Raw genomic sequence first — 23,460 nt, forward strand, 5'->3', positions numbered from 1 at the left:
TTGGCCACAATCCATCCCTCCTTCAGGGTGAATCAGCATTTTAATTGGCTGATTCTTTGGCGCCCTTCTCCAGGGCCTTCCAGGCGAGGGTTGCGCACTTGATACGTGCTGGAAACTTTGCCACACCTTGTAATGCTTCGATATCCTCCAGAGGAAACTCCTCGGTATCAATCTCCTCCCCCTGCATCATACGGGAGAATAAATCCACAAGGTATACGGCGCGTTCCACATCTAACCCTTTGACCGTCTCAGTCATCATTGAGGCGGAGGCCATACTGATCGAACAACCTTCACCTTCAAACATTGCTTCTTCAATTATACCATTTTTTACTCGCATCTGTACGGAGACACGATCACCACAGGTGGGGTTGTTCAGATCCACTGTGATAGAGCCATCTTCAATCTGCCCCCGATTTCTCGGCTGCTGATAATGATCCATAATGACACGACGGTAAAGATCATCTAAAGACATTGCCGAAATACTCCTTTGCCTTCTTTAAACCCGCGACCAATCGATCGATATCGGATTCATTATTGTAAAGATAGAAGCTGGCACGAGCCGTTGCTGTCACCTCTAACCAACGCATCAATGGTTGACAGCAATGATGGCCTGCACGAATGGCGATCCCTTCAGCATCCAGAACCGTCGCTAGATCATGAGGATGGACGGTATCGAGGTTAAAGGTGACCATTCCTGTGCGATCCTTACGAGGGCCATACATGCTAACTCCCTCAAGTTCTCCCATCCGCTCCATCGCATAGGCCACAAGATGACGGTCATGAGCATCGATGGTATCCATTCCGATGGATTCCAGATAATCAACCGCAGCTCCTAGTCCAACGGCACCAGCAATGATCGGCGTACCCCCCTCAAACTTCCAGGGGAGCTCTTTCCAATCTGAATCATAAAGGCCAACCGTGCTGATCATTTCCCCACCGAATTCAATTGGCTCCATGGCATTAAGCAACGCTTCCTTACCATAGAGAACACCAATTCCTGTAGGGCCAACCATTTTATGACCGGAGAAAGCCAAGAAGTCACAATCTAGATCCTGAACATCTACTTTCATATGGGGCACACTCTGCGCGGCATCAATAACAATCACGCCACCCTTCGCATGAACCCAACCGGCTAATTCCTTCACCGGAAAAACCGTACCGAGTACATTGGATACCTGGGCAATAGCAACGAGTTTTGTACGATCCGTAATTGCTGCCTTTGCCTTATTCAGATCCAGTGTCCCATCCGGTTCTAATTCAAAATATTTTAATGTAGCACCTGTTACTTTGGCTACTTGCTGCCAAGGAATTAGGTTGCTGTGATGCTCTGAAGGAGAGATAAGAATCTCATCCCCTTCCTTCAGATTCTCACGGGCGTAGCTGGAAGCAACCAGATTCAGCCCTGTTGTTGTCCCCCGGTTAAAAATAATTTCCTGGGTAGATCCTGCGTTTATAAAACGACGAACTTTTTCCCTAGCCCCTTCATAAGCATCGGTGGCGCGAGAACCCAGGGTGTGCACTCCACGATGCACATTGGAATTCATCGTTTTATAATAGGTTTCCACAGCCTCAATCACTTTAAACGGCTTTTGGGAAGTAGCCCCACTATCAAGATATATCAAAGGGTTTCCGTTCACTTGCTGGTCGAGGATCGGAAAATCTTTAATATATTGGCTCATGAGCTAAGCTTCCCTTCGATGACATCCGTAATCCGCTCGCGCAAGGAATCAAAGGGGATTGTATCCAATACTGGCCCGACAAAGCCAAAGATGACTAGGCGCTCCGCTTGTCTACGGGAAAGACCCCGTGACATGAGATAGAACATTTGAATCGGATCAATTTTCCCTACACTCGCTGCGTGACCAGCTTGAACGTCGTTTTCATCAATCAAGAGAATGGGGTTGGCATCCCCACGGGCCTCAGGAGAAAGCATCAACACTTTTTCAGCTTGAACCCCGTTTGCCTTCGTAGCACCCTTCTCGATTTTGGTAACACCGTTTAAAATGGTTTGGGCTGCGTCCAACATCACACCCCGTGCAACGATATTCGTCTCGGTGTGTGTACCCCAGTGGTGGAACGTAGAGGTGATATTGGAGCGTTGTTCTCCGGCACCCACAGTGATAGCCTTTATCTCTCCATTGGAGCCAGAACCCTGCATATGCGTGGTGTTATCTGAGATTGTCCGACCACCATTTAGATCTCCAACCGTCCAGTCAAGGTGAGCATCTCGGCCGACCACAGTCCGGCGATAGGCAACTTCTGTAGTCTCCTCACCATGGGTATGGAGGCTGGCAACACTTAATCGAGCATTGTCACCTAGGAATACTTCAAATGCACCATTCACTACTGCATCTGAGTCCTCGTCGGAGACAAAGTTTGCGATGATGCTGGCATTTGCTCCTGTTTCCAATACAACGAGCACATGGGGGAAGTTCCCTACACCTTTACCACTCGCCCAGAACAGTGCTTGAAAGGGTAGTTCTACCGCGACGTTTTTCGGTACATAAAGAAGGAGTCCACCGCTAAATAGTGCTGTATGCAAAGCGGCCAAACGGTGCTCATTCGGATTAATCCCATCCGTCATAAAATGTTTTTGTACCAGATCGCCATGTTCCCGAGCTGCTGTTGCGATATCTGTAAAGATGACTCCTTTTTCTTTTAGATCAGCAGATAGTTGCTGATACACAGGACTGGAGTTCTTTTGCACAAAAACATGATCTTCTTTTTCCGCCGATACAAACTGTCGGACATTCTCCGGCAACGTATCAATCGTTGTTAGCGCCTCTTCCCCACGGTAAGGGTCAAAGGAAGTAAAGTTCCAACGGTCAATGCGCGTCTTCTCCAGTTTGGGCAGGGAGAGCTTCGCGGCCTCGTCTAGAGCGGCAAGGCGTTTTTGTAACATCCACGTAGGCTCTTCTTGTGACTGGGAAATTTGCGTAACAATTTGACGGTCGAAGAGTTGTTCTGTATTGACGCTCATCTCATACCCTCCTCCGCTCAAGCCTGTTGCTCGGCAGTTTCGTCTTCGATGCCCAGCTCTTCTTTTACCCAGTCATACCCTTCAGCTTCTAGACGTTCAGCAAGTTCAGGGCCACCTGATTTGACAATACGACCTTGCATCGTTACATGAACAAAGTCAGGTGTCACATAGTTCAACAGACGCTGATAGTGGGTGATGATCAAGAAGCCTGTGTTTGGGTTACGCATCCCATTGACACCCTCAGCTACCACTTTGAGGGCATCGATATCGAGACCCGAATCGATTTCATCAAGAATCGCGATACGAGGTTCCAACATCAGAAGCTGGAGGATTTCATTCCGTTTCTTTTCCCCACCGGAGAACCCTTCGTTGAGATAACGATTAGCAAAGGATTCATCCATATTAAGTTGATCCATCTTCTTATCCATTTGTTTGATAAACTTCATGATGGAAACTTCGTTACCTTCACCGCGCTTCGCATTCACTGCGCTGCGCAGGAAGTCCGAGTTAGTTACTCCACTGATTTCGGAGGGATATTGCATCGCGAGGAACAAACCTTTGCGAGCACGCTCATCCACTTCCATCTCCAGTACGTCTTCACCGTCCAAAGAAACATCCCCAGAGGTGACCTCATAACGTGGATGACCCATCAAAGCCTGAGCAAGGGTGGATTTACCAGTCCCGTTCGGACCCATGATCGCGTGGATTTCGCCGCCTTTTACTTCTAAGTTCACGCCTTTGAGGATTTCTTTTTCCTCGATAGATACCTGAAGATCTTTTATCGTCAGTTTAGGAACCGTCGACATGTGTGCATTCCTCCATATTCTCTTCACCCTAGGAATCAGCGACATTCTCCGCGATTCCCCGTATGCAGGTGGAAATGGTTATGTTACGATAAGTTGGATACAGGTAAGCTGATCCTGTTTTTAGACTTATTCTCACCTGATTCTCATTCCATTCTATCTCATGACCCCAGATGATTCAAGGTTTCCGTAATTAGGATCTATTTCCTCTCAAATATGGATTTATCCTCACCATCGTTTCTTTTATCTCAAGGAGGACAGTCAATGGGCAGTGCAAAATTGATGGGAAGCTCGTTGAGACATTGATGAAACCCATCCGATGCATTGAATGTTATCGCCAGCGCCCCGGTGGACGATGCGATTTTTGCCCCCTCCATCGTAAGAATCGACCCTTGTATGAATCCATTGGCGATGGTTGGTATGTACGTAAAGAAGAGAAGAAGCCTGGTAATCAACATGATTCTCCTGACACCCAGAGTGAATCATCATAAGGTATATGGGCTAGTCTGTTAATCACACTTTTATGCACCGCTTCAAGCGGTGTTTTATTGTGTCTATCTATCTTAAGCCTTTCCATTAACCTTTCCTTAAAAGGAAAGGATCATGAGGTTAAGATCAATTACAAACTTAACTTTTATTCCAGTTCCAGCGGATCCCAAACCATCGTTTTCCTATCTATCCAATACAAAATAAAAGTAAACTAACCCATGGCGAAAGTGCAAATGATATTTGAAAGAGAAACTAGCATTCAAAAATAAGAGAAAGTACCTTTTCAACGAAAAGGTACTTTACTTTACACTTCAGCACACACATCCATAACCAGATGATAACAGTCATAAACTGCAAAGGTACACAAACCCAGATCACTTTCCATCATTAGTGAAGCTTAGCAAGTAAAGTGTTATCTTCTGTCTATTGAAAGATAAAACATGAAGTTTGCTGAGCTCCAGCATAGGTTCCCAATAGTTCTTTTGCATAGTCCAAGGATTGCGAAATGGGTTTAGCGCCTCCAAATGATATGATCACCATCATGATGTTCACCGTGCTTTGCGTGATCATCGAACGTTTTGAATCAGCAGTAGGGCTTCCAAAAGGGCCTTTTTCATCGAAAAAAACCGGAAGATTGACCAAAGATATATCTTGTTTACCAATCCCCTTGTAAGTCTCTGCTTCATTCCCTACTCGAAACGTTATAGGGGGTTTTAAACAAGCAAGGTCATACGAGCCTACTGCGTGGAAAGATTCTAATGAGAGAAGATTATTGATATCTACAATCGTGTTTACTTTGTAAAGACCCTTTTTCTGAAGAATTCTCCGTAATAACGCCTCAGAAGAGCCTCGATAACGGGAAGGAGTCTTTCCTAATCGTTTATAGGTTGTCCGTAACGCTTGGATCTCGGGGACCTCGGATACTTGATCTAGTGAGTAACTTGCCAGAAGCTTTTTCTCAGTCTCTTTGATCTCCTCCCATAATCCCATTGGGGGATGCGATGAGGGGGAGATCGTCGTGGTAATAACCCCTATAGTCAGATGAGGAGCAGCTTCTCTAAGATTCTTAGCAATCTTGATCTCCATAGGTTACACCTCCCCATCCAAGGGAGTGAATGGAGGGTTTTCTTTTTTATTGGTCGATAACAAGAGCAAGGACACCAACAATAGAATAACCCCGATCCAACCAAGGGAATTCAATCGTTCACCGATAAAGGTGACCGCTAGCACTGTAGCAGTTAAAGGTTCTAAGAGTACTGCTACAGATGCCTGCGTAGCTTTCGTTTGCTTTAATCCCTTGATATAAATAATATAGGCAAACGTAGTGGGTACCCAGCCGAGAAATAGGAGTACTGCCCATACCTCTAACTGAGGCCCTGGAAATTTCAAAAACGGGAGCATAAGAAACGCTCCTACAGTAAAAGCTCCAGCAATAATACGCAGCGGTTCAACACGATCCAATAGCTTTTTGCCTGCTAATGTGTATCCAGCATAGCAACAAGAAGCGACTAGGGATAGAATATTACCCGATAAGAAATCGATATTCGATAAGCCTTTTAAACTGTTAATTCCAATCAAAAAGGTTACACCGAAAACTCCTATAACCAATGAAATGGCTGTTTTGCCACTCCAAGATTCTCGGAGAAAAAACCGGGCACATAAATGAACCCATATGGGAGCCATACAAATCGTCACCAACGTCGCCGTTGATACCATGGTTCGATCTACCGCAGAGAAGTAACTAATCTGGTAACCAGCAAGCGCGATACCAAAAAGGAGTAGGAGCCCCTTTTGTGATGGATTTAACGGTTGAACGGCTTTCTCACTGCTTCGTGTAAATCGATTGATGGTCAGCATCAATGGTGCAGCAAAGAGGAGCCTCCATGCCCCAACGGCTAAAGGTTCCATTTGGAAATTTGAAATCAGCCATTTCCCTATGATTCCAGTTGTTCCCCACATCACTGCAGCCATACAAATTAAAGCTAATCCGTTACGCATACCGATCCCTCCCAAATTTATCGGGATCGGGATATCATATGGCCCCCAATCCCGTTTTTAAAGAAAAACAAGATTGGAGGGAGGGGGCAAAACTCCTTTTAATTCCATAGGATCACCTCTTACTTATTAACTCAGGCTACTGCAGAGTTTACTGAAAGATTACTTAAACCTACCATAGAAAAAACTCTTTGAACAACAACAATTATTCCCACTCAAGGAGTACTCTGTCCAGAAGCGATACTGGCGAAAAGGCCCATTTTTCCGAACACTACTTCAGATGGCTCTTTAGTTCACACTAATGGATGTCCCGTTTCTTAAACCGTCCACCCTGTACTTCATTGAGGTTGCCAACCGCAAGAAATGCGCCTTCGTCCAAATCTTCAACAATCGATTTTAACTTCGCCTCCTCTAGACGAGTGATGACACAAAAGATTACTTTCTTATTATCTCCCGTATAAGCTCCTTCCCCATTTAGGTAAGTTACTCCTCGACCTAAACGATTCAGGATCGCTTCCCCTAGCTCTTCAGCCTGCTCGCTAATAATCCATGCCGCTTTTGTCTCATCAAAGCCTTCCATCGTAATATCAATGGTTTTAAATGCGATGAAATAGGCGATTAAAGAATACATTGCTCGATCCCAACCAAAGACAAAACCTGCACTGCCGAGAATAAAGATATTAAAAAACATCACTGTCTGCCCTACCGAAAAGGGAAGTCGTTTATTGAACAAAATCGCTAGTATTTCTGTCCCGTCCAATGAGCCCCCATAGCGAATGACCATCCCCACGCCAATCCCTAGAATGATCCCACCAAATACGGAAGCTAGTAGGGGATCATCAGTCAAGGGTTCTACTGGAATAAGGAGAGATGTCCCGATAGACATGACGATAACCCCAAACAGCGTGGATATCGCAAAGGTTTTTCCTATTTGCTTGTATCCTAAAAAGAAAAAGGGCAAATTAAGAAGAAAGAGTATTGCTCCAAGTGGTACACTCGTAAGGTAGGAAAGAATAATCGATATCCCAACTATCCCACCATCAATTACTTTGTTAGGGACCAAGAAGATCTCCAACCCGACAGCAACAAACGCTGCACCCAAAAAGATAAGAATGGCTCGTTTTAAGATTCTTAACTTGCTCAACTTCTTATGCTGCCTTCCTTTTAATACCGTCGCACTCTGTTCCAAACCCTCACCTCGTCTATATTGATTAACTATCGCGATGAATCCATTTTCAGGAGGAAGTTTAATGACACAGTTTTACCTCGTCCGACACGGCGAACCCTACTGGGAGCTAACAGATGAACGACAATTGATCGGAGTGCAACGGGATCTTGTCCCTCTTTCAACTAAAGGGGAGCGAGAGGCAAAACAGGTAGCCTATGATCCACGTTTCGCCAAAGCAGACCTCATTATAACCTCTCCCTATACACGAGCCCTGCAAACTGCATCCATCATCAGTCGTATTCTCGACCTGCCCATCCAAGTGGAATATGATCTACACGAGTGGATACCCGATCAAACTCTTTCCTATGATTCCTTTGAAAAATTAAAGGAGCTTCGGGCAGACTTTAGACGCCATAAGGGAATACATCCGCCTGATGAGTACCCTGTATGGGAAACAATGGAGAGTATCATCCATCGCGTCCAACATGTACTGGAGCGCTACCGTGATCGACAACGAGTCATCGTGATCTGTCATGGCACGGTCATCCGCGCTATCACTGGTGCAGAAGATGAATTGGATCATTGTGGTATCCAAGAGTGGGAACTATAAGAGGATTAACCCTCTTCCCTCACCATCATCCACTCTTCGCGTAGCATCCCCATTTTGATCGAATCATAGTATTTACTTTCCACTATACGAGCTTTTCGAATCCTGCCCTCTTCAATCATCCCGATTCGTTTTGCAAGTCGTATCATTCGTTCATTGCCTGACCAAGTCGAGATGCCTAGACGCACAGTAGCAAGATGCTGGAAAAGGTAGTCGATCCATAGGCGAAAAGCTTCTGTTCCATATCCTCCAGACCAGTATCGTGAATCATAGATTACTAGACCTGTCTCCAGCCAATCAGTACCTTCATCCACCCAGTAACGACTAACGATCCCTTTCAACACCCCATCAATCTCTATTCCCAACCGCCAACGAGTCTCCCCTTTTTCCTGAGCAAGAAAATTTCTTTCCCACCTCCTTTTAAATTGAGTATAGCTGAGCTCCTCCACCGCATAATAGGGACCATTCCAACGATGATGCTCTTGATCCTCGGCTTCATATTCCCAATACCAAATCGTATCCAGATCTTCCTTTGTCACATCTCGTAAATGAACACGTTCACCCTTAATCGAAACAAGCATTAATTATCTCCTTTATGAAAAAATTGTTCAACGACCCCTTACATGGGAAGGGGTCGTTGATTTTAATTATGAGGTTAACTCAAGGAATTGATCAATATCTGCCTGGATGGGATCCACTGCTTGCTGCCAAAACTCAGGTCGTGTCAGATCTACACCTAAGTGCTTCTTTGCCAACTCCTCCGTCGTCATTCGCCCAGTATCTTGCAATAAGTGGACATATTGATCAGCAAAGGAGGTTCCCACTTCTAATGCATTTCCGTAAATCCCCATACTAAATAAGTAGCCAAATGTATAGGGAAAGTTGTAAAAAGGAAAGAACGTGTTGTAAAAATGTTGCTTAGACGCCCAGAACCGAGGATGGTACTCAGAGAGTGAATCCATAAAGGCCTCTTTTTGCGCTTCTTCCATCAGTTCACTGAGTCGTTCGGCACTAACCAACCCTTGTTTACGTTCTTCATAAAAGCGCGTCTCAAAGAGGAAACGACAATGGATATCCATAAAGAAGCCAACTGTATTCTGGATTTTATTCTCTAGCAAGGTAATCTTCTCTTCCTTGCTCTTCGCTTCACGAATCGCTGCGTCGGAGACAATCAGTTCAGCAAAGGTAGACGCCGTCTCAGCAACATTCATCGCGTATTCCTTCACCAAGTGAGGAAGGCCTTTCATCACATCATCGTGATAGGCGTGACCTAGCTCATGGGCAAGTGTACTAATATTGGACATTGTGCCAGAGTAGGTCAGGAAAATTCGAGACTCTTCACTTTCGGTAAAGGAAGTACAAAACCCACCTGGCTGTTTTCCGGCGCGATCCTCTGCCTCAATCCACTGCTCTTGAAACGCTTTTTCCGCAAATGCTGCCAAGCGAGGATCAAACCGTCTAAATTGATCCGTGATAAAATCCGCCGCTTCGTCGTAACCAATTTCCTTACCTTCCTCTTGGCCAACGGGAGCATAGATATCATACCAAGCTAATTTCTCTACCCCTAGAATTTCAGCTTTTCGCTTGAAAAATTGGAGAAGCTTCTCTTTATTATGATCAATCACTCCCCACATCGTCGCTAGAGTTTTCTCTGACATGCGGTTCATATTTAGTGGCTCTTTGAGAACGGAATCCCAGCCCCGATGACGATACAGATTGATGCGAAAACCTGCCAAATGGTTTAATGTGGTCGCAACCAGATCCTCTTCTTCTTGCCATGACTTTTCGTAGGAGGAGAAAATCTGTTTACGTACTGCTCGGTCCGGATGATGCAATTTGTTGTTGGCTTGTCCTACGGACAACTGATGAATCACTCCATTATCCTCAAAGGGAATCGTCATCCGTCCCACCAATGTGCTATACATCTTACTCCAGGCATGATAACCATCTACAGCAAGATCTCCTGCCAAACTTTCTTCAGGAGCGGTTAATTTCTCTAATGCCCGTTGTCTTCTCTCTGCAATATTAAACGCAATCGGAGTAAATCGTGAATCTTGCAGTAAGTTATTCCAGTGAGCCTCATCCATTTCCAATAAGAGTTTATCTAATTTTGTCAGGATTGTGTTATATCTAGCTCCTAGTTGCCTTACACGCCCAAAAAGAATGTCAGCACCTTTATCGGTCATGTCTTGCGCTTCTAAACATTCAATAAATGCAACGGCTTCCCCTAGACGGCTGGCGATGACCTGAACCTGCTGAACAATCTCCTCACAAATGGTAAGGTCCTCAAGAGACTTACCTAGTAATTGCCGGATTTGAGCATCCAATGATTCTAGATCTTGGCCCAATGTGCTCAAATATTCCTGAAACTGAGGAGATGCACTTCCACCCGGGAAGAAGCCTTCTAAATCCCAGGTTAAGCTGAGTTGTTGCTTTTTCTGAGACATATTTTCACCCTTTTCTCCCAATTTACCTCTTAATTATAACACTCCTTCTCCCTCATCAGAGTAAGTGATGTTCTCTTTTAAAAAATATTAAAAGGACCTCGCTAGGAGATCCTTTTGACATCCGTTGCTTACTCACTCATTTGTCAATTCCAGAAAATGAGCAATATCTGCATGAATTAAATCAGCGGCATGTTGCCAAAACTCCGGACGTGACAAGTCAACTCCAAGGTGTTTTTGCGCTAGCTCTTCTGTCGTCATCCGGCCCGTATCCCGCAACAGATCCACATATCGATCCGCAAAATCCGGGCCTGCTTCAAGGGCTCTGCCGTATAGCCCCGTACTAAAGAGATAGCCAAAAGTATAAGGAAAATTGTAAAATGGGACGCCTGTAATATGGAAATGGAGCTTGGATGCCCAGAAGTACGGATGATACTCGGTAAAGGAATCTTGGAAAGCTTCTTTTTCTGCCTCAACCACCAATTCCCTGAGCCGTTGACTACTTACTAAGCCGTCTTTACGCTCTTCATAAAAACGTGTTTCAAAGAGAAAACGAGCTTGAATATCCATGAAAAAGGCGACTGCACGCTGGATTTTATCTTCAAGTAGATTGATTTTCTCTTCTTTACTCTTTGCCTCGCGAATCGCGGCATCCGAAACAATCAATTCTGCAAAAGTAGATGCTGTCTCGGCAACATTCATGGCGTACCGTTGTGCCATTTGCGGGAGGTCATTCATCACATGCTGATGATAGGCATGCCCTAACTCATGGGCCAATGTGGAAATATTGGATGAAGTTCCGGCAAAGGTCATAAAAATTCGCGATTGACTACTATCGGAAAAATTTGTACAAAAACCGCCTGGCCGCTTTCCTGGGCGATCCTCTGCTTCAATCCAGCGCTCTCGGAACGCCTTTTCTGCGAAGGACGCAAGGCGTGGGTCAAAACGCTTAAACTGATCGATGATAAATTCGGCCGCTTCATCATAACTCACCTTTGACTCTGTCTGACTGATTGGAGCATAGACATCATACCAAGCCAACTTCTCCACACCGAGGATCTTCGCTTTCCGTTTAAAGAACTTGAGTAGCATCCCCTTATTCTGATCAATCACTTCCCACATGGTGGTAAGGGTTTTTTCTGACATACGATTGATATCCAGTGGCTCTTTTAAAGGAGAATCCCATCCTCTGTGACGATAGAGATTTAATCGGAAGCCCGCTAGATGATTCAAGGTTGTAGCGAGAAGGTCTTCTTCCGTCTCCCACGCCTTGCCCATGGCATGAAAAACCTGCTGACGAACCTCACGATCTGTGCTATGCATTTTATTGGCCGCCTGCCCTATGGATAACTTCTTCGTCTCCCCATTTTCCGTAAAAGGAATGGTCATTCGTCCAACAATCGTGTTATACATATCTCCCCAGGCATGATAACCATCCACAGCAAGATCCCCTGCTAAACTCTCTCCATCTGCTGGAAGGCGATCTGTTGCTCGTCTTCTTCTTTCAGCTAAAGGAAATGCAATAGGGGCAAAGCGAGAATCCTGCAGTAAGTTTTCCCAACCTGCATTACTCATCTCAAGGAAGAGTTGATCAAGTTTCGTTAGTGATGCACTATAAGCAGCTCCCATCTGGGAAATGCGGCCACGAAGCATCTTCGCCCCTGCATCTTTCATATCTTGTGCTGTTAAACAACTAATAAAAGCCCCTGCCTCTCCTAAACGACGCGACAATCCCTGTAATTGATCCAAAACACCCTTCCATACGTCATAATCTTCGGAAGGTTGCTCTGTCAAATGAAGTAGCGCCGCATCAAATGAGGCGATGTCTTTCTCTAATGTTTCAATATACATCTTAAAATTAGGAGACTCACTTCCACCAGGGAAAAAGACGTCCAGATCCCATGTCATGCTGTACATTTTCTTCTGTTCAGCCATGTTCTCACCCTTTATCCTTTAGAATATACTTTGAGTATACCATCTTCTATTCCAGAACCAACCAGGAAATCACCACTACCACTCACTCTTCACATTTCTTGTTTCAGAAATATCTCCATATAAAAAAGCTGATGTGGAGCATCAGCTTTTTTATATATTCTATATACTCTAATCCGAATCCTCAGCTAACTGTTTGGCGTTTGACCTCCCAGTTAACTGTTCAGATCCCAATACCGACAATCTACCCTTCGGGTAGGATCATCATCAGAGTCACCTATATCGCCATCGACTCCATTGCAATTCTACAACTGGAACCTTTACTGTCGATGTCCTATTATGTCTGATTAGCCCCAAATGGAACCCCCAAGCGGTCGATATTTACCACTTCTGACAAAGGAAGACGATCACACCTTGGCAAATCAAAGTCACCCGCATATCCCAAAGTGATCAACATCGCTGGAAAAAGCGTATCATCTAACTCAGTCACCTCTGCTACTGCATTCGGGTCAAAACCAATCATCGGGCAGGTAGCTAAGCCCATATCCTCTGCTGCGACCATCAGTGACATGGCTGCTAAAGAAGCACTTCTTATTGCTTCCTCCCTCGCTTTGGTAGGATTATTTTTATAAGCATTGCGCATCATCTCTGCTTGTTTTGCAATCTTTTCTTCGGTACTCTCTCCATAAAACCCTTTTCTTGCGAACTCCCTCGCAACATCTTCGGCTCTCTTCCACGCTGCCAAATCCCCGCAAACAACGATGGTACACGCTGCCTGTTCCACTTTCTCCTGCCCCATCGCCGCTTGACGTAAACGTTGCTTTTGCTCAGGATCACGTACAACGATAAATTTATAATGCTGAAAATTCCACGCTGAGGGAGCCAGTGTCGTCAACTCAAACAGTTCAGCTAGTTGTTCTTCCGTAACCGCCCGATTTGGATCATATACCTTCATCGAACGCCGTTGGCGCAACACTTTTTTCGTCTCCATCGAAACAATCCCTTCGGTTAATTGATTTCTAATACGATCTTACCAATGTTACGATTCTCCTCCATGTATTGATGAGCCGTTTGCACTTCTTCCCAGGCAAAGGTCTGATCAATCACCGGACGTATTGCTCCTGTCTGAAAAAGCGGAAGACCCTGTTGGACAAAATCCTTAGTTAGTCGTGTCTTATAGGAAAGGCTTCTAGAGCGTAATGTGGTACCTGTCACCTGCAAGCGCTTCCTCAAAATCGGGGCTAAATCGACCCCCTTGATATGGGAACCACCCAATGTACTAATCAAAACCAAGCGTCCATCCAAGGTAAGTGCTCTTAGATTTTGTTCCCAATAGGGAGCACCTATAAAGTCAAGCACCAGATCAAACCCCTCTTCCCCGACAGCATTCCGTAACTTCGGTTCAAAAGGCCCCTCGGTATAGTTCACTCCTACGTTGGCTCCCATCCGCTCACTAGCCGCTAGCTTCTCTTCAGAGCCAGCCGTGACGGCCACAAATGCACCATAGTGCTTAGCCAATTGAATGGCTGCGGTGCCCACTCCACTTGCTCCAGCATGAATCAGCACTCGCTCCCCGGCTTGAAGCCTACCAATCCAGAATAAAGCCTGCCATGCTGTGAGAAATACTTCAGCCACTCCTGCCGCCTCAAAAAAGGACATTCCCTCAGGTATGGGCATTGCCATCTCCCCTGGGATTACTGCATATTCAGCATAACCCCCTCCAGGGAGAAGTCCAAAAACCCGATCCCCTTTTTTCCAAGGTCCACTATTCTCTCCCACTTCCTCGACAATCCCAGCCATCTCTAATCCTAAGATAGGACTTGCGTCTGAAGGTGGGGGATACTTACCCTCCCGTTGCATAATATCGGCTCGGTTGAGGGCCGTTGCCTTTACTCGAACCAACAACTCATTGGGTGTCGGTTTTGGAGTAGGATACTCGCCAAGTTTTAAACTATCTGGCCCCCCTGGTTGATCAATCAATACCGCTTTCATCTAATCGCCTCCTTGGTAAAGGGACTTGTCAGGAATTGTTCCCCAAAATCATCCCAAGAAAACTGCTGGGGTTTAACTCGCATCATAAGTAACCGCTTCTACCATCCGCTGAAAACCCACATCCTTCTTTCCTTCCTTCATCATCCTATCTCCTTCATTCCACCCTTCTTCATCCACCCAGATAACATAGGGAAGCAAACGCTCAAAGCTGGTGGCTGCTCCCTCCCAATCTCCCTCTTCGGCATGAAAGAGCGCTAGCTGATGGATCGCATAGCAGAGTGCAGGTCCAACAAGATTTTGTCCGTCCTCTTGGGGAAGAGAAGCAAACCGAGCTCCTTCTCGTAGGATCAACTTCTCCAGTTCACGATGTGCTGCTTCCTTCTTTCCTAACTTAAATAGGTAGTAGCTGTGATACACTTCAAGGTGGGTTCGGCTCATCATATACCCCATGGAGTCTGGAAACTCAGCGAGGGCCTTCATCATATAAGCCTCCGCTTTTACAAAACGTTCCTTCTCGGCATCCATCTCAGCCATTTCAATAAGACTACGCACATAGGCAAAATGACGGTTTTCATTTTCATCAGGTCCATAAGCAGCGATACTTTCAAACAATTGATAAGCGAGCTCTTTTTCTCCTCGGTTCATAAGCGTAACAGCGATTAACATACGGGAATTAGGTTGATCAAACTCTTGGAAGATCGTATTTGGTAATATGTGCGCTACTTTCTCCAGTGCCGCTTCTTTTAGTTCATTGATATGGAACATCATTTTTCCTCCACTATTAAAAGGGGGGAGTCTCCCCTTTGTGATATTCTTAATATTTTACCATGCACATCGATCTGCCCAACCTGGTTATACTTTCTGCGACTCACCGATCATTGATTTGGGGACATGTTTACCTATTGTTCGTTCATACAATAAACACACACCCGTATGAGACAATCCTCCCTCTAGTACCTATTCACCCAATGATCAACTACTCTTCCCTTCCCAAGGAGGAATCCCCTTTGCAAAAAGAACCTGCACCTAATTTCACACTGACTACCTTAACCGGAGAGACCATCTCCCTCTCTGATCTACGAGGCAAAGTTGTTCTTCTCTCCTTTTGGGTCACTTGGTGCCCCTCTTGTCAGGCGGACTTACCCCAGAAAGAAATATTTTCTCGTTCCCTGGAAGCGAATCGTTTCGCCTTTTACACCATTAACGTACCCGGACGCGAGGCTGACCCCAACAGGGTAGCTCCCTTCGTCCGCGAACAGGGTTTTCGTTTTCCTGTACTTCTCGACGATGGACGTTCGGTGTACGACGCCTTTCAAATACCTTCTGTCCCTACCTCTGTCTTAATTGATCCAGAAGGAATGATTGTGGGTCGATACGATGAACATACCCCTTTTCTTCGAGTAGTTGAAGCGATTGGACGACTCCTCTGAAGAAAAAAGGAGGCTACGATGGACTGGTTACAGGCGCTGATCTTAGGTATCGTACAAGGGTTGACCGAATTCCTACCGATTAGTAGTACAGGACACCTTTACTTAGGACGTCACCTCTTTGGCTTAGATGATGCAGGCTTATTCTTGGATACCATGCTTCATTTGGGCACACTCATTGCCGTACTAATCGTCTATCGGCGGGAAATCGTTACGGTTATCCGACAGCCCTTTGGTCCATTAGCCCGTTTAACCATCATCGGTACGATACCTACCGCTATCATCGGCTTTACCTTTAAGGATTTTTTTGAAGAAGTAGCTGTCTCTGGTGTTACCATCGGCTGGGAATTTCTCATCACAGGAACTATTTTATGGTGGGCAGATACCCTGAAAGAGCGTGGGAGCAAAAAACTCAGCTCGATCACCACTGCCGATGCGTTGATCATCGGTACTTTCCAAGGAGTTGCCATCCTACCTGCAATCTCCCGTTCAGGATTGACCATAGCCGCTGCCCTTTTCCGAGGCATCGACAAGGCAGAGGCCGCTTACTTTTCCTTTTTTCTCTCCATACCAGCCATTGCAGGTGCTGTTCTTCTCTCCACGGTAGATCTGTTGAGAGGACGGACAGAGGCTCTTCCCCTCTCTTCTCTTCTTATCGCTACGGTCATGTCCGCACTTTGTGGATACATCGCGATCCGCTGGATGATTCGTCTTCTTCAGCGGGGTTCCTTAAAAGGATTCGCAGTCTATGTCTGGTTACTGGGCCTCATCGTCCTCTTTGCACAATGGACAGGATTTTTTTAAAACACCTAACGTGATCCTTTCCGGACCAGCATAAGTAAGATAGAAGGGGGCGCATTCACTTAGTGTTAATTGGTCGAAACTCATTCTCTGTTACCCATTTATGATTCTTTACTTTCTTTCCTCCCGTAGTAGGAGTGTAATCAACCATATATACTGTTGTTTTTTCACCTGATTCAATAATAGCGATTGCTCCCTTCATTCCTTTCATGTGATCTGCTTTCAGGACCACTTTTGTCCCTGGTTTAAGAGGTTGGTTCGCTACATTTTTAATATCTTCCTGTACAATCCACTTATGATTCTTTACTTTCTCTCCTCCTGTTGTAGGTGTATATGTAATAGTATAGGCAATGGTATCATAAGCACCTACAATTTTTGCGATTGCTCCTTTCATCCCTTTCATATGATCAGCTTTAATGATCGCTTGGCTACCAACTTTGTAAGTTGGATTCTTTGCATTTTTTAATCCTTTAGGTACTTGAGCAGAGCCAGAATGATTCATCTTTGAATGGTCCATCTTTGGTGATTTAGATTCAGGTTTGTTTTCGGATGAATTGGTATTACTTGCATTCCCACACCCGCTCAAGATAACCATAGCTATAACAGCAGAACAGAAAAGTTGGTTTTTCACTAATACCACCTCTGGTACCTAAATTTATATACTCCCTTATAGTTTACTTTAATTCATGATGCTTTAAGCTTTCTCCTGTTTTCGCCTTTAGCTCTCCATTCGGCGAGGTTTCGGGTATCGGGTGGTTAAATTAGCCAAAGATTAGGAGAAAAAAGAGGCTCCATCGTGTAGTTTAAAGAGAGAACCTCAAAACTACGCACAAAGGAGCATTCTTATGAAGCAGAGTACGTTACTTTTGGATGTTTTGCAAACCTTATATAGTCAAAAGGAATATTTAGAACTCGCTCGTGCTTTATGATCCTTTTAGTAATTGTGCATTAACAGCAACAACCACCGTACTAACCGACATAAGAATGGCACCAACTGCCGGATCCAGGAGGATGCCGTAAGGAAACAAAACCCCTGCAGCTAAGGGCAAGGCAACGAAGTTATATCCCGCAGCCCACCACAGGTTTTGTACCATTTTTCGGAAAGTAGCTTTGGATAGATTGAGAATCGACACGACGTCCCTCGGGTCGCTTCTGACCAAAACAATATCTGCCGTTTCCATGGCGACATCGGTCCCCGCACCAACTGCGATTCCCAAATCAGCATTCGCCAAGGCGGGGGCATCATTGACTCCGTCGCCTGTCATCGCCACTTTTAACCCCTGACGTTTGACTGCTTGAATTTTTTCTGCTTTCTCATGAGGGAGAACCTCTGCAAAGATCTCTTCAATCCCCAACTGTCGTCCGATCCAGTTGGCTACTTGCCGATTGTCACCGGTCAGCATCATAGGACGGATTCCCATGTTCTTTAACTGTTGGATGGCATCAGCCGACGTTTCTTTCAACTGATCGGCGAGGGCAATCATTCCTATTAATTTACCATCCATAATGACAAAAGAAACGGTCTTACCGTCCTTGGCCAACCGCTCATATTGCTGCTCGTCAAATGGAAGATTGTTTCCCTTTATATAACCCGGACTAACCACCTTTATGTCATGACCGTTAATGGAGCCTTGGAGCCCTTTTCCGGTAATAGATTCGAAATCATCGGGTACTGTCAGTCGGATCTTCCGTTCCTGTGCACTCTCAACCATTCCTCAGGCGATGGGATGTTCCGATTGAGATTCCAGCGAAGCCGCCCACTTTAACAATTCTTCTTCCTTTCGATCTGTAACAATATCTGTTACCCTAAATTCCCCTTTGGTCAACGTACCGGTTTTATCGAAAACAATAGCATCTAAGTTTCGCGCCTCCTCAAAGCCCATCCGATTCCGAATCAACAAACCCTTACTTGCAGATAGAGCGATGGATTTGGCAATCACAAGAGGTACTGCTAACCCCAGTGCGTGCGGGCATGCAATCACCAAAACGGTGACGGTTCGTTCCAATGCGAGATCAAACCCATATCCAAGTCCAAACCAAATGGCCCAAGTTATTGCTCCAGCCCCAACGGCTACATAAAATAGCCATTTTGCAGCTCGATCCGATAAGGCCTGGGTCCGTGACTTGCTGGCTTGAGCGTCTTGGACGAGTTGAAGAACTTGTGACAGGTAGCTTTCCTCACCAGTTTTTTGGATCGACAATGTAAGAGAGCCTTCTCCGTTAATAGACCCTCCGATCAATTCATCATCTACCGTTTTTCCCACTGGGACTGACTCTCCGGTTAACATCGATTCATCTACATTGGAACGCCCCTTGACAATGACTCCGTCCGCCGGAATTTTTTCACCTGGTTTGACCAATACCCGATCCCTTTCTTTCAGTTCAGAAACTGGAATCTCTTTTGTTTCGCCATCATTAATAATCAAGTGTGCCTCTATTGGCATGAGTTTGACCAGCTCTTCAAGGGAAAGGGACGCCTTCATGATGGAACGCATTTCAATCCAATGACCCAGAAGCATGATGTCGATCAGAGTAGCCAGTTCCCCAAAAAAGTTTTCTCCCTGAAACCCGAAGATGACCAAGGAGCTATATCCATAGGCGACGATAATCGCCATACTAATCAGCGTCATCATTCCAGGGGACCTCTTTATAATCTCGTCTCGCAATCCGGTCAGAAAGGGCCATCCGCCATAAAAAAAGACGAATGTGGCCAAAACAAAGAGAATGTAAATCGATCCCGGGAACACAAAATGAAATCCTAATAACATCTGAATCATCGGGGAAAGGATTAAGATTGGAACCGTAACAGCCAGTGAAACATAAAACCGTCGTTTGAAGTCATGAATCATATGATTATGATCGTGATGTTTTTCTTGATGGCTCTGATGATGGTTTTTACCATCAGAGGAAAGTTCTTTTTTGGGCATGAATACTCACCTCTTATTTAAACAAAGTAAAGGTATTCGTCGTTTGCAAATGGATCTAAACCTAGCTTTTGTTTTCTACTATATTTCTATGTGGGGTCACCGAACCAAAAAACAACTCTAGGGGGCGGATTGTTGGGCATCCCATTTACCAGGAGGACGTCATGACACAATAATTAATTTTTCTTATCGTGGGGATGTCTTTGGTTACGATGATTGACTATACAAAGGGAAGGATTAATAGGGGAATTGTGGCTGTAGTCATTTCAGGTTCTATTATTAAACAACGGATGATACCAAAGAGAAGGGAAAGCGAATATTGCAGAGAATAACTGTGTATATAGTCGCTGAAACGAGAATAAATCCATTTGACAAGAGTCCACCCTATCCCGGCAAAATAAGATGTAGAAATCGATCTATCAAGGAGGTTGTCCCGATTGATCCCATACAAAAATGATGATTGGACAGACTTCACCGTTTCTGAGAATCACCAAGACATGAAAGAATCCCTCGCCAATTTCGAGAGTGAACTTGGCCGAGAATACCCGCTAATCATTGGGGGCGAACGTATCTTCACCGAAGATAAGCTGGTATCCATAAACCCCTACCGCAAAGATCAAGTTGTAGGGAAAGTATCCAAGGCGGATCAAGAATTAGCTGAGAAAGCCATCCAAAACGCCTATAAAGCCTTTGATAGCTGGCGCAAATGGCCCGCTCACATGCGCGCAGACATCCTCTTCAAAAGTGCTGCGATCATCCGTCGTCGTCGTCACGAGTTCTCTGCCACGATGGTATTTGAATCGGGGAAAAACTGGTTTGAAGCAGATGCTGATACCTCTGAAGCTGTCGACTTTCTCGAATATTATGGCCGTCAGATGCTGGAGCTAGACCAAGGCAAAACGGTTATCTCTCGCCAAGACGAAAAAAACCGTTACTTCTATCAATCCATGGGTGTCGGCTTTATCGTTCCCCCTTGGAACTTCCCCTTTGCCATTATGGTAGGAACGACTGTATCCGCTTTAGTAACCGGTAACACTGTTGTATTGAAACCATCAGAGAAGACCCCTGTTGTCGCTGCTCGCTTTATCGAAGTGCTTGAGGAAGCCGGCTTACCTGAAGGTGTTCTCCAATTTGTGCCTGGAGACCCTAAAGTAATCGGTGACTATATCGTCGACCATCCGTTAATCCGTTTCATCAACTTCACTGGTTCTCGCGCTACAGGTACTCGAATCTATGAACGCGCTGCCAAAGTTCATCCTGGCCAAAAATGGTTTAAACGAGTCGTTGCAGAAATGGGCGGTAAAGATACCATCCTTGTTGACCGTGATGCGGATCTCGATCTCGCTGCTCGCTCCATCGTTACTTCCAGCTTTGGTTTCTCTGGGCAAAAATGTTCCGCCTGTTCCAGAGCAGTTCTCCATCAGGACATTTATGATGAAGTGCTTCAGCGCGTCATCGCCCTGACAAAGGAACTCAAAGTGGGTAACCCCGCTGACCCTGATATGGACATGGGTCCAGTAATTGACGATATCCAATTTAATCGGATTCGGGAGTACATCGCGATCGGTAAGGAAGAGGGAGAGCTTGTCCTCGGTGGAGAGACAGATGACTCTCAAGGGTTTATGATTCAACCTACCATCATCGCTGGAGTTAAACCAGATGCACGCATTATGTTGGAGGAAGTTTTCGGTCCCCTCCTCGCAGTTGCTAAGGCAAAAGACTTTGACGAGCTCTTAGAAATCGCAAATAACACCGAATATGCATTGACAGGTGCTCTACTCACTCGTAGCCGTGAGCATATTGAACGGGCTCGCCACGACTTCCAAGTAGGGAACCTCTACTTCAACCGTGGTTGCACCGGTTCCATCGTGGGTGTTCATCCTTTCGGTGGATTTAACATGTCAGGAACAGATGCTAAAGCAGGTGGGCCTGATTATCTACTCAACTTCCTCCTAGCTAAGACAACCACAGAAAACCTGTGATCTTGTCATGAAACATAATGAAACACCCCTTCATATAGAGGCTCGAAGGTATCTCTCTTCGATTCTCTCTGAAGGGGTGTTTTTCTTCGCTTTTCATGAAATTTTTTTTATAGACTTCTTCTTCGTCATGGGATATAGGATATGGGATGTAAGGCGCGTGAAGGAAGTGCCCTTGGGGTGATTTAGTTGTGGGAGTGTCAAGCCAGATAGAGCATTGCCAAAATGCAAGTGACGGCAACGAAAGCTCCGCCTGATGTAAAAATAATAAACATTCGCGTTCCCTTATCTTCCAGGTGCATAAAAGTGAACAATTGGACCATTACCTGTGCAATGGCAAGGAGAATAATTATCGGAATCAACCACCGTAAAGGTACAAACCCAGTGGACACGAGTACGAAGGAAGCCGCTGTCATCAGTAACATCCAGACAAATGGAAGGACATACTTTGCTTCTCCGACACTTTTCGCTTTCGGTTGCGCCTTTTTTTTCGTCGATGGCTGGATCTCCGCCATATTATACGCCCCCTGTGAATTGAATATTAAGTTAATTATGAGGTGTTATGTTAATAATTGTCAATCCATATACAAAAAAATCCCCTCAGGATAAACCGCTGAGCCCTCATTCACAGGATCCCTATCATTCATTTACATTCATTCAATAAATCCCAAGCTAGGTTTACACCTTTATTTCGAAATACAGGCGCCTCTACTAGACCGTTACCTACACTATAGAAATGGAAACGAATAAAATTGAGGATAAAACAACCTATTTATAAACCAGTTAAATTTCTGCTTCGTGGAGGTGAAGGATAATAGACAATCACCATTCGGTTCGTACAGTACACAATAAACGGAGTAAGGTTCGTATGGCAAAAATCTTAGGTTCTCATCCGGAAATCGCCAAATATACTCCCATTACACGTCTTTTTAATCGACCAACTTTAGTACAGATGGTTCAACGATTTCCAATGATCTATCTTAAGCCTTCAGCAGGCTTTGAATCCCGTGGGATACTGAGAGTGACAGCAAAAAAAATCGGTTATGAGATTTGTGACATATACGAAAATCAAACGCATGCACCTTCCTTCCCCTCTCTCTATCAGACTCTTCTCCCCATCGTAAAAGAGAAAAAATACATTATCCAACAAGGCATTCATAGTGATGATGATAATGGAGCACACTTTGATATTCGTGTTCAACTTTTTTACATCCAAGGAAAATGGACGATTGGTGGGGTCGTCGCACGCGTCGCTTCTCTCGATGGCATCATTGCAGCGTTTCCCGATGAAGGAGCTACCCTCCCCCTTCCACGATTTATCCATCAACATCTTAGCTGCTATAGACCAGCCATTCCCATCATGCAAGAAATTAAAAATGTGGCGCTCAAAGCCACCACAATAGTAGCCAAAGATATTCCTAACAGAAAATCCATGGCCGTCGATTTAGGATTGGATCGTGACAAGAAGATATGGATTTTGGAGGTTAATCATGTGGTGCCATCCTTTTTCCACTTCAAACTAGTGGATAAAAAATACTATCACCGCCTTAGAGCACTTAAAAAAAGTGCTTATCAGAGTACATGATTGAACGAAGATTATTCCAGGTTTTCAACGAGATCAAGCACTGAGTGTGCTTGATCTCGTTTTGTAGCTTGTGACTTTTTTCTTTTTTTCTTATCTTTTTGTGCTAAGGCAAGGCAGGGTCGAAATAGGCTTTCTATAACGCATTAAGACACACAATATCCCATTTTGAACACGAGGAGTGGATGAACATGGCAGTACCAGGTCAGAGGGGACCACGGGGACCACGGGGGCCGCAAGGTCCACCGGGATTTCAAGGAGCGATTGGATTTCAAGGCGCTGTGGGACTACCCGGAAGGAACAGTATCTTGCAAACCTTTTCCAATGTGGAGACAAC

The 23,460-nt window shown here is 45.1% G+C and carries 21 protein-coding genes and 1 pseudogene; 6 read left to right on the forward strand and 16 right to left on the reverse strand.

Annotated features, from left to right (window positions below):
- Positions 1–40: 40 nt before the first annotated feature.
- From sufU to sufC, 4 genes are read right to left on the reverse strand one after another with little or no spacing between them, the layout of a single operon-like run.
- Positions 41–481: a Fe-S cluster assembly sulfur transfer protein SufU gene (gene sufU, locus BLV90_RS10160; protein ID WP_143035038.1), complete on the reverse strand. Its 441-nt coding sequence runs from the start codon at positions 479–481 to the stop codon at positions 41–43.
- On the reverse strand, positions 459–1,679 hold the full coding sequence (locus BLV90_RS10165) for a cysteine desulfurase (RefSeq protein ID WP_091740214.1): 1,221 nt from the start codon (positions 1,677–1,679) through the stop codon (positions 459–461). Before BLV90_RS10165 ends, sufU begins: the two co-directional genes overlap by 23 nt.
- Positions 1,676–2,980, reverse strand: a complete 1,305-nt coding sequence (gene sufD / locus BLV90_RS10170; RefSeq protein ID WP_091740217.1) for a Fe-S cluster assembly protein SufD — start codon at positions 2,978–2,980, stop codon at positions 1,676–1,678. The genes BLV90_RS10165 and sufD overlap by 4 nt, the downstream gene beginning before the upstream one ends.
- Positions 2,981–2,997: 17 nt before the next feature.
- Positions 2,998–3,786 carry a Fe-S cluster assembly ATPase SufC gene (gene sufC / locus BLV90_RS10175; RefSeq protein ID WP_091740220.1) on the reverse strand — a complete coding sequence of 263 codons (789 nt, stop codon included), beginning with the start codon at positions 3,784–3,786 and terminating at the stop codon, positions 2,998–3,000.
- A 299-nt stretch (positions 3,787–4,085) separates the two neighbouring features.
- Here sufC and BLV90_RS15985 point away from each other — a divergent pair, with 299 nt between their 5' ends.
- On the forward strand, positions 4,086–4,274 hold the full coding sequence (locus BLV90_RS15985) for a hypothetical protein (RefSeq protein WP_143035039.1): 189 nt from the start codon (positions 4,086–4,088) through the stop codon (positions 4,272–4,274).
- A gap of 421 nt (positions 4,275–4,695) precedes the next feature.
- Here BLV90_RS15985 and BLV90_RS10185 read toward each other — a convergent pair whose 3' ends face one another.
- From BLV90_RS10185 to BLV90_RS10195, 3 genes are all read right to left on the reverse strand, one after another.
- On the reverse strand, positions 4,696–5,358 hold the full coding sequence (locus BLV90_RS10185; RefSeq protein WP_091740226.1) for a B3/B4 domain-containing protein: 663 nt from the start codon (positions 5,356–5,358) through the stop codon (positions 4,696–4,698).
- A gap of 3 nt (positions 5,359–5,361) precedes the next feature.
- Positions 5,362–6,270 carry a DMT family transporter gene (locus tag BLV90_RS10190; protein WP_091740229.1) on the reverse strand — a complete coding sequence of 303 codons (909 nt, stop codon included), beginning with the start codon at positions 6,268–6,270 and terminating at the stop codon, positions 5,362–5,364.
- 295 nt (positions 6,271–6,565) lie between these two features.
- Positions 6,566–7,456 (reverse strand): YitT family protein, encoded by an 891-nt coding sequence (locus tag BLV90_RS10195; RefSeq protein WP_091740232.1) that lies wholly within the window; start codon positions 7,454–7,456, stop codon positions 6,566–6,568.
- Positions 7,457–7,517: 61 nt separating this feature from the next.
- Here BLV90_RS10195 and BLV90_RS10200 point away from each other — a divergent pair, with 61 nt between their 5' ends.
- Entirely contained in the window at positions 7,518–8,045 is a 528-nt protein-coding gene (locus tag BLV90_RS10200) for a histidine phosphatase family protein (RefSeq protein ID WP_177168000.1), read from the forward strand.
- Between the two features lie 5 nt (positions 8,046–8,050).
- Here BLV90_RS10200 and BLV90_RS10205 read toward each other — a convergent pair whose 3' ends face one another.
- The 6 genes from BLV90_RS10205 to BLV90_RS10230 all read right to left on the reverse strand — a co-directional run bounded on the left by BLV90_RS10205 (position 8,051) and on the right by BLV90_RS10230 (position 15,175).
- Entirely contained in the window at positions 8,051–8,623 is a 573-nt protein-coding gene (locus BLV90_RS10205) for a GNAT family N-acetyltransferase (protein WP_091740237.1), read from the reverse strand.
- Between the two features lie 66 nt (positions 8,624–8,689).
- On the reverse strand, positions 8,690–10,489 hold the full coding sequence (locus tag BLV90_RS10210) for a M3 family oligoendopeptidase (protein ID WP_091740304.1): 1,800 nt from the start codon (positions 10,487–10,489) through the stop codon (positions 8,690–8,692).
- Between the two features lie 132 nt (positions 10,490–10,621).
- On the reverse strand, positions 10,622–12,421 hold the full coding sequence (locus BLV90_RS10215) for a M3 family oligoendopeptidase (RefSeq protein ID WP_091740240.1): 1,800 nt from the start codon (positions 12,419–12,421) through the stop codon (positions 10,622–10,624).
- A 334-nt stretch (positions 12,422–12,755) separates the two neighbouring features.
- Entirely contained in the window at positions 12,756–13,409 is a 654-nt protein-coding gene (locus tag BLV90_RS10220) for a nitroreductase family protein (protein WP_091740243.1), read from the reverse strand.
- 17 nt (positions 13,410–13,426) lie between these two features.
- Positions 13,427–14,410, reverse strand: coding sequence for an NAD(P)H-quinone oxidoreductase (locus tag BLV90_RS10225; protein WP_091740246.1), 984 nt, complete (start codon positions 14,408–14,410; stop codon positions 13,427–13,429).
- Positions 14,411–14,482: 72 nt separating this feature from the next.
- Positions 14,483–15,175 (reverse strand): hypothetical protein, encoded by a 693-nt coding sequence (locus BLV90_RS10230; protein ID WP_091740250.1) that lies wholly within the window; start codon positions 15,173–15,175, stop codon positions 14,483–14,485.
- Between the two features lie 242 nt (positions 15,176–15,417).
- Here BLV90_RS10230 and BLV90_RS10235 point away from each other — a divergent pair, with 242 nt between their 5' ends.
- Entirely contained in the window at positions 15,418–15,840 is a 423-nt protein-coding gene (locus BLV90_RS10235) for a TlpA disulfide reductase family protein (protein WP_177168001.1), read from the forward strand.
- 18 nt (positions 15,841–15,858) lie between these two features.
- The gene (locus BLV90_RS10240) at positions 15,859–16,641 is read left to right on the forward strand and encodes an undecaprenyl-diphosphate phosphatase (RefSeq protein ID WP_091740256.1); all 783 of its coding nucleotides are present in this window, start codon (positions 15,859–15,861) and stop codon (positions 16,639–16,641) included.
- A gap of 55 nt (positions 16,642–16,696) precedes the next feature.
- Here BLV90_RS10240 and BLV90_RS10245 read toward each other — a convergent pair whose 3' ends face one another.
- Together BLV90_RS10245 and BLV90_RS10250 are read right to left on the reverse strand one after the other, a co-directional pair.
- Positions 16,697–17,269: a YdhK family protein gene (locus tag BLV90_RS10245; RefSeq protein WP_425433879.1), complete on the reverse strand. Its 573-nt coding sequence runs from the start codon at positions 17,267–17,269 to the stop codon at positions 16,697–16,699.
- 292 nt (positions 17,270–17,561) lie between these two features.
- Positions 17,562–19,565 (reverse strand): annotated as a pseudogene (locus tag BLV90_RS10250) (heavy metal translocating P-type ATPase).
- A gap of 434 nt (positions 19,566–19,999) precedes the next feature.
- Here BLV90_RS10250 and pruA point away from each other — a divergent pair.
- Positions 20,000–21,544, forward strand: coding sequence for an L-glutamate gamma-semialdehyde dehydrogenase (gene pruA / locus BLV90_RS10255; RefSeq protein ID WP_091740259.1), 1,545 nt, complete (start codon positions 20,000–20,002; stop codon positions 21,542–21,544).
- A gap of 197 nt (positions 21,545–21,741) precedes the next feature.
- Here the strand turns inward: pruA and BLV90_RS10260 are convergent, their stop codons facing one another.
- On the reverse strand, positions 21,742–22,056 hold the full coding sequence (locus tag BLV90_RS10260) for a cytochrome C oxidase subunit IV family protein (protein ID WP_091740263.1): 315 nt from the start codon (positions 22,054–22,056) through the stop codon (positions 21,742–21,744).
- A 353-nt stretch (positions 22,057–22,409) separates the two neighbouring features.
- On the opposite strand from BLV90_RS10260, the gene BLV90_RS10265 reads away from it, so the two are divergent.
- Complete coding sequence (locus BLV90_RS10265) at positions 22,410–23,126, forward strand: YheC/YheD family protein (RefSeq protein WP_091740266.1); 717 nt, start codon at positions 22,410–22,412, stop codon at positions 23,124–23,126.
- Positions 23,127–23,460: the final 334 nt, after the last annotated feature.

The organism is Marininema mesophilum (assembly GCF_900106775.1).
Classification (GTDB): domain Bacteria; phylum Bacillota; class Bacilli; order Thermoactinomycetales; family DSM-45169; genus Marininema; species Marininema mesophilum.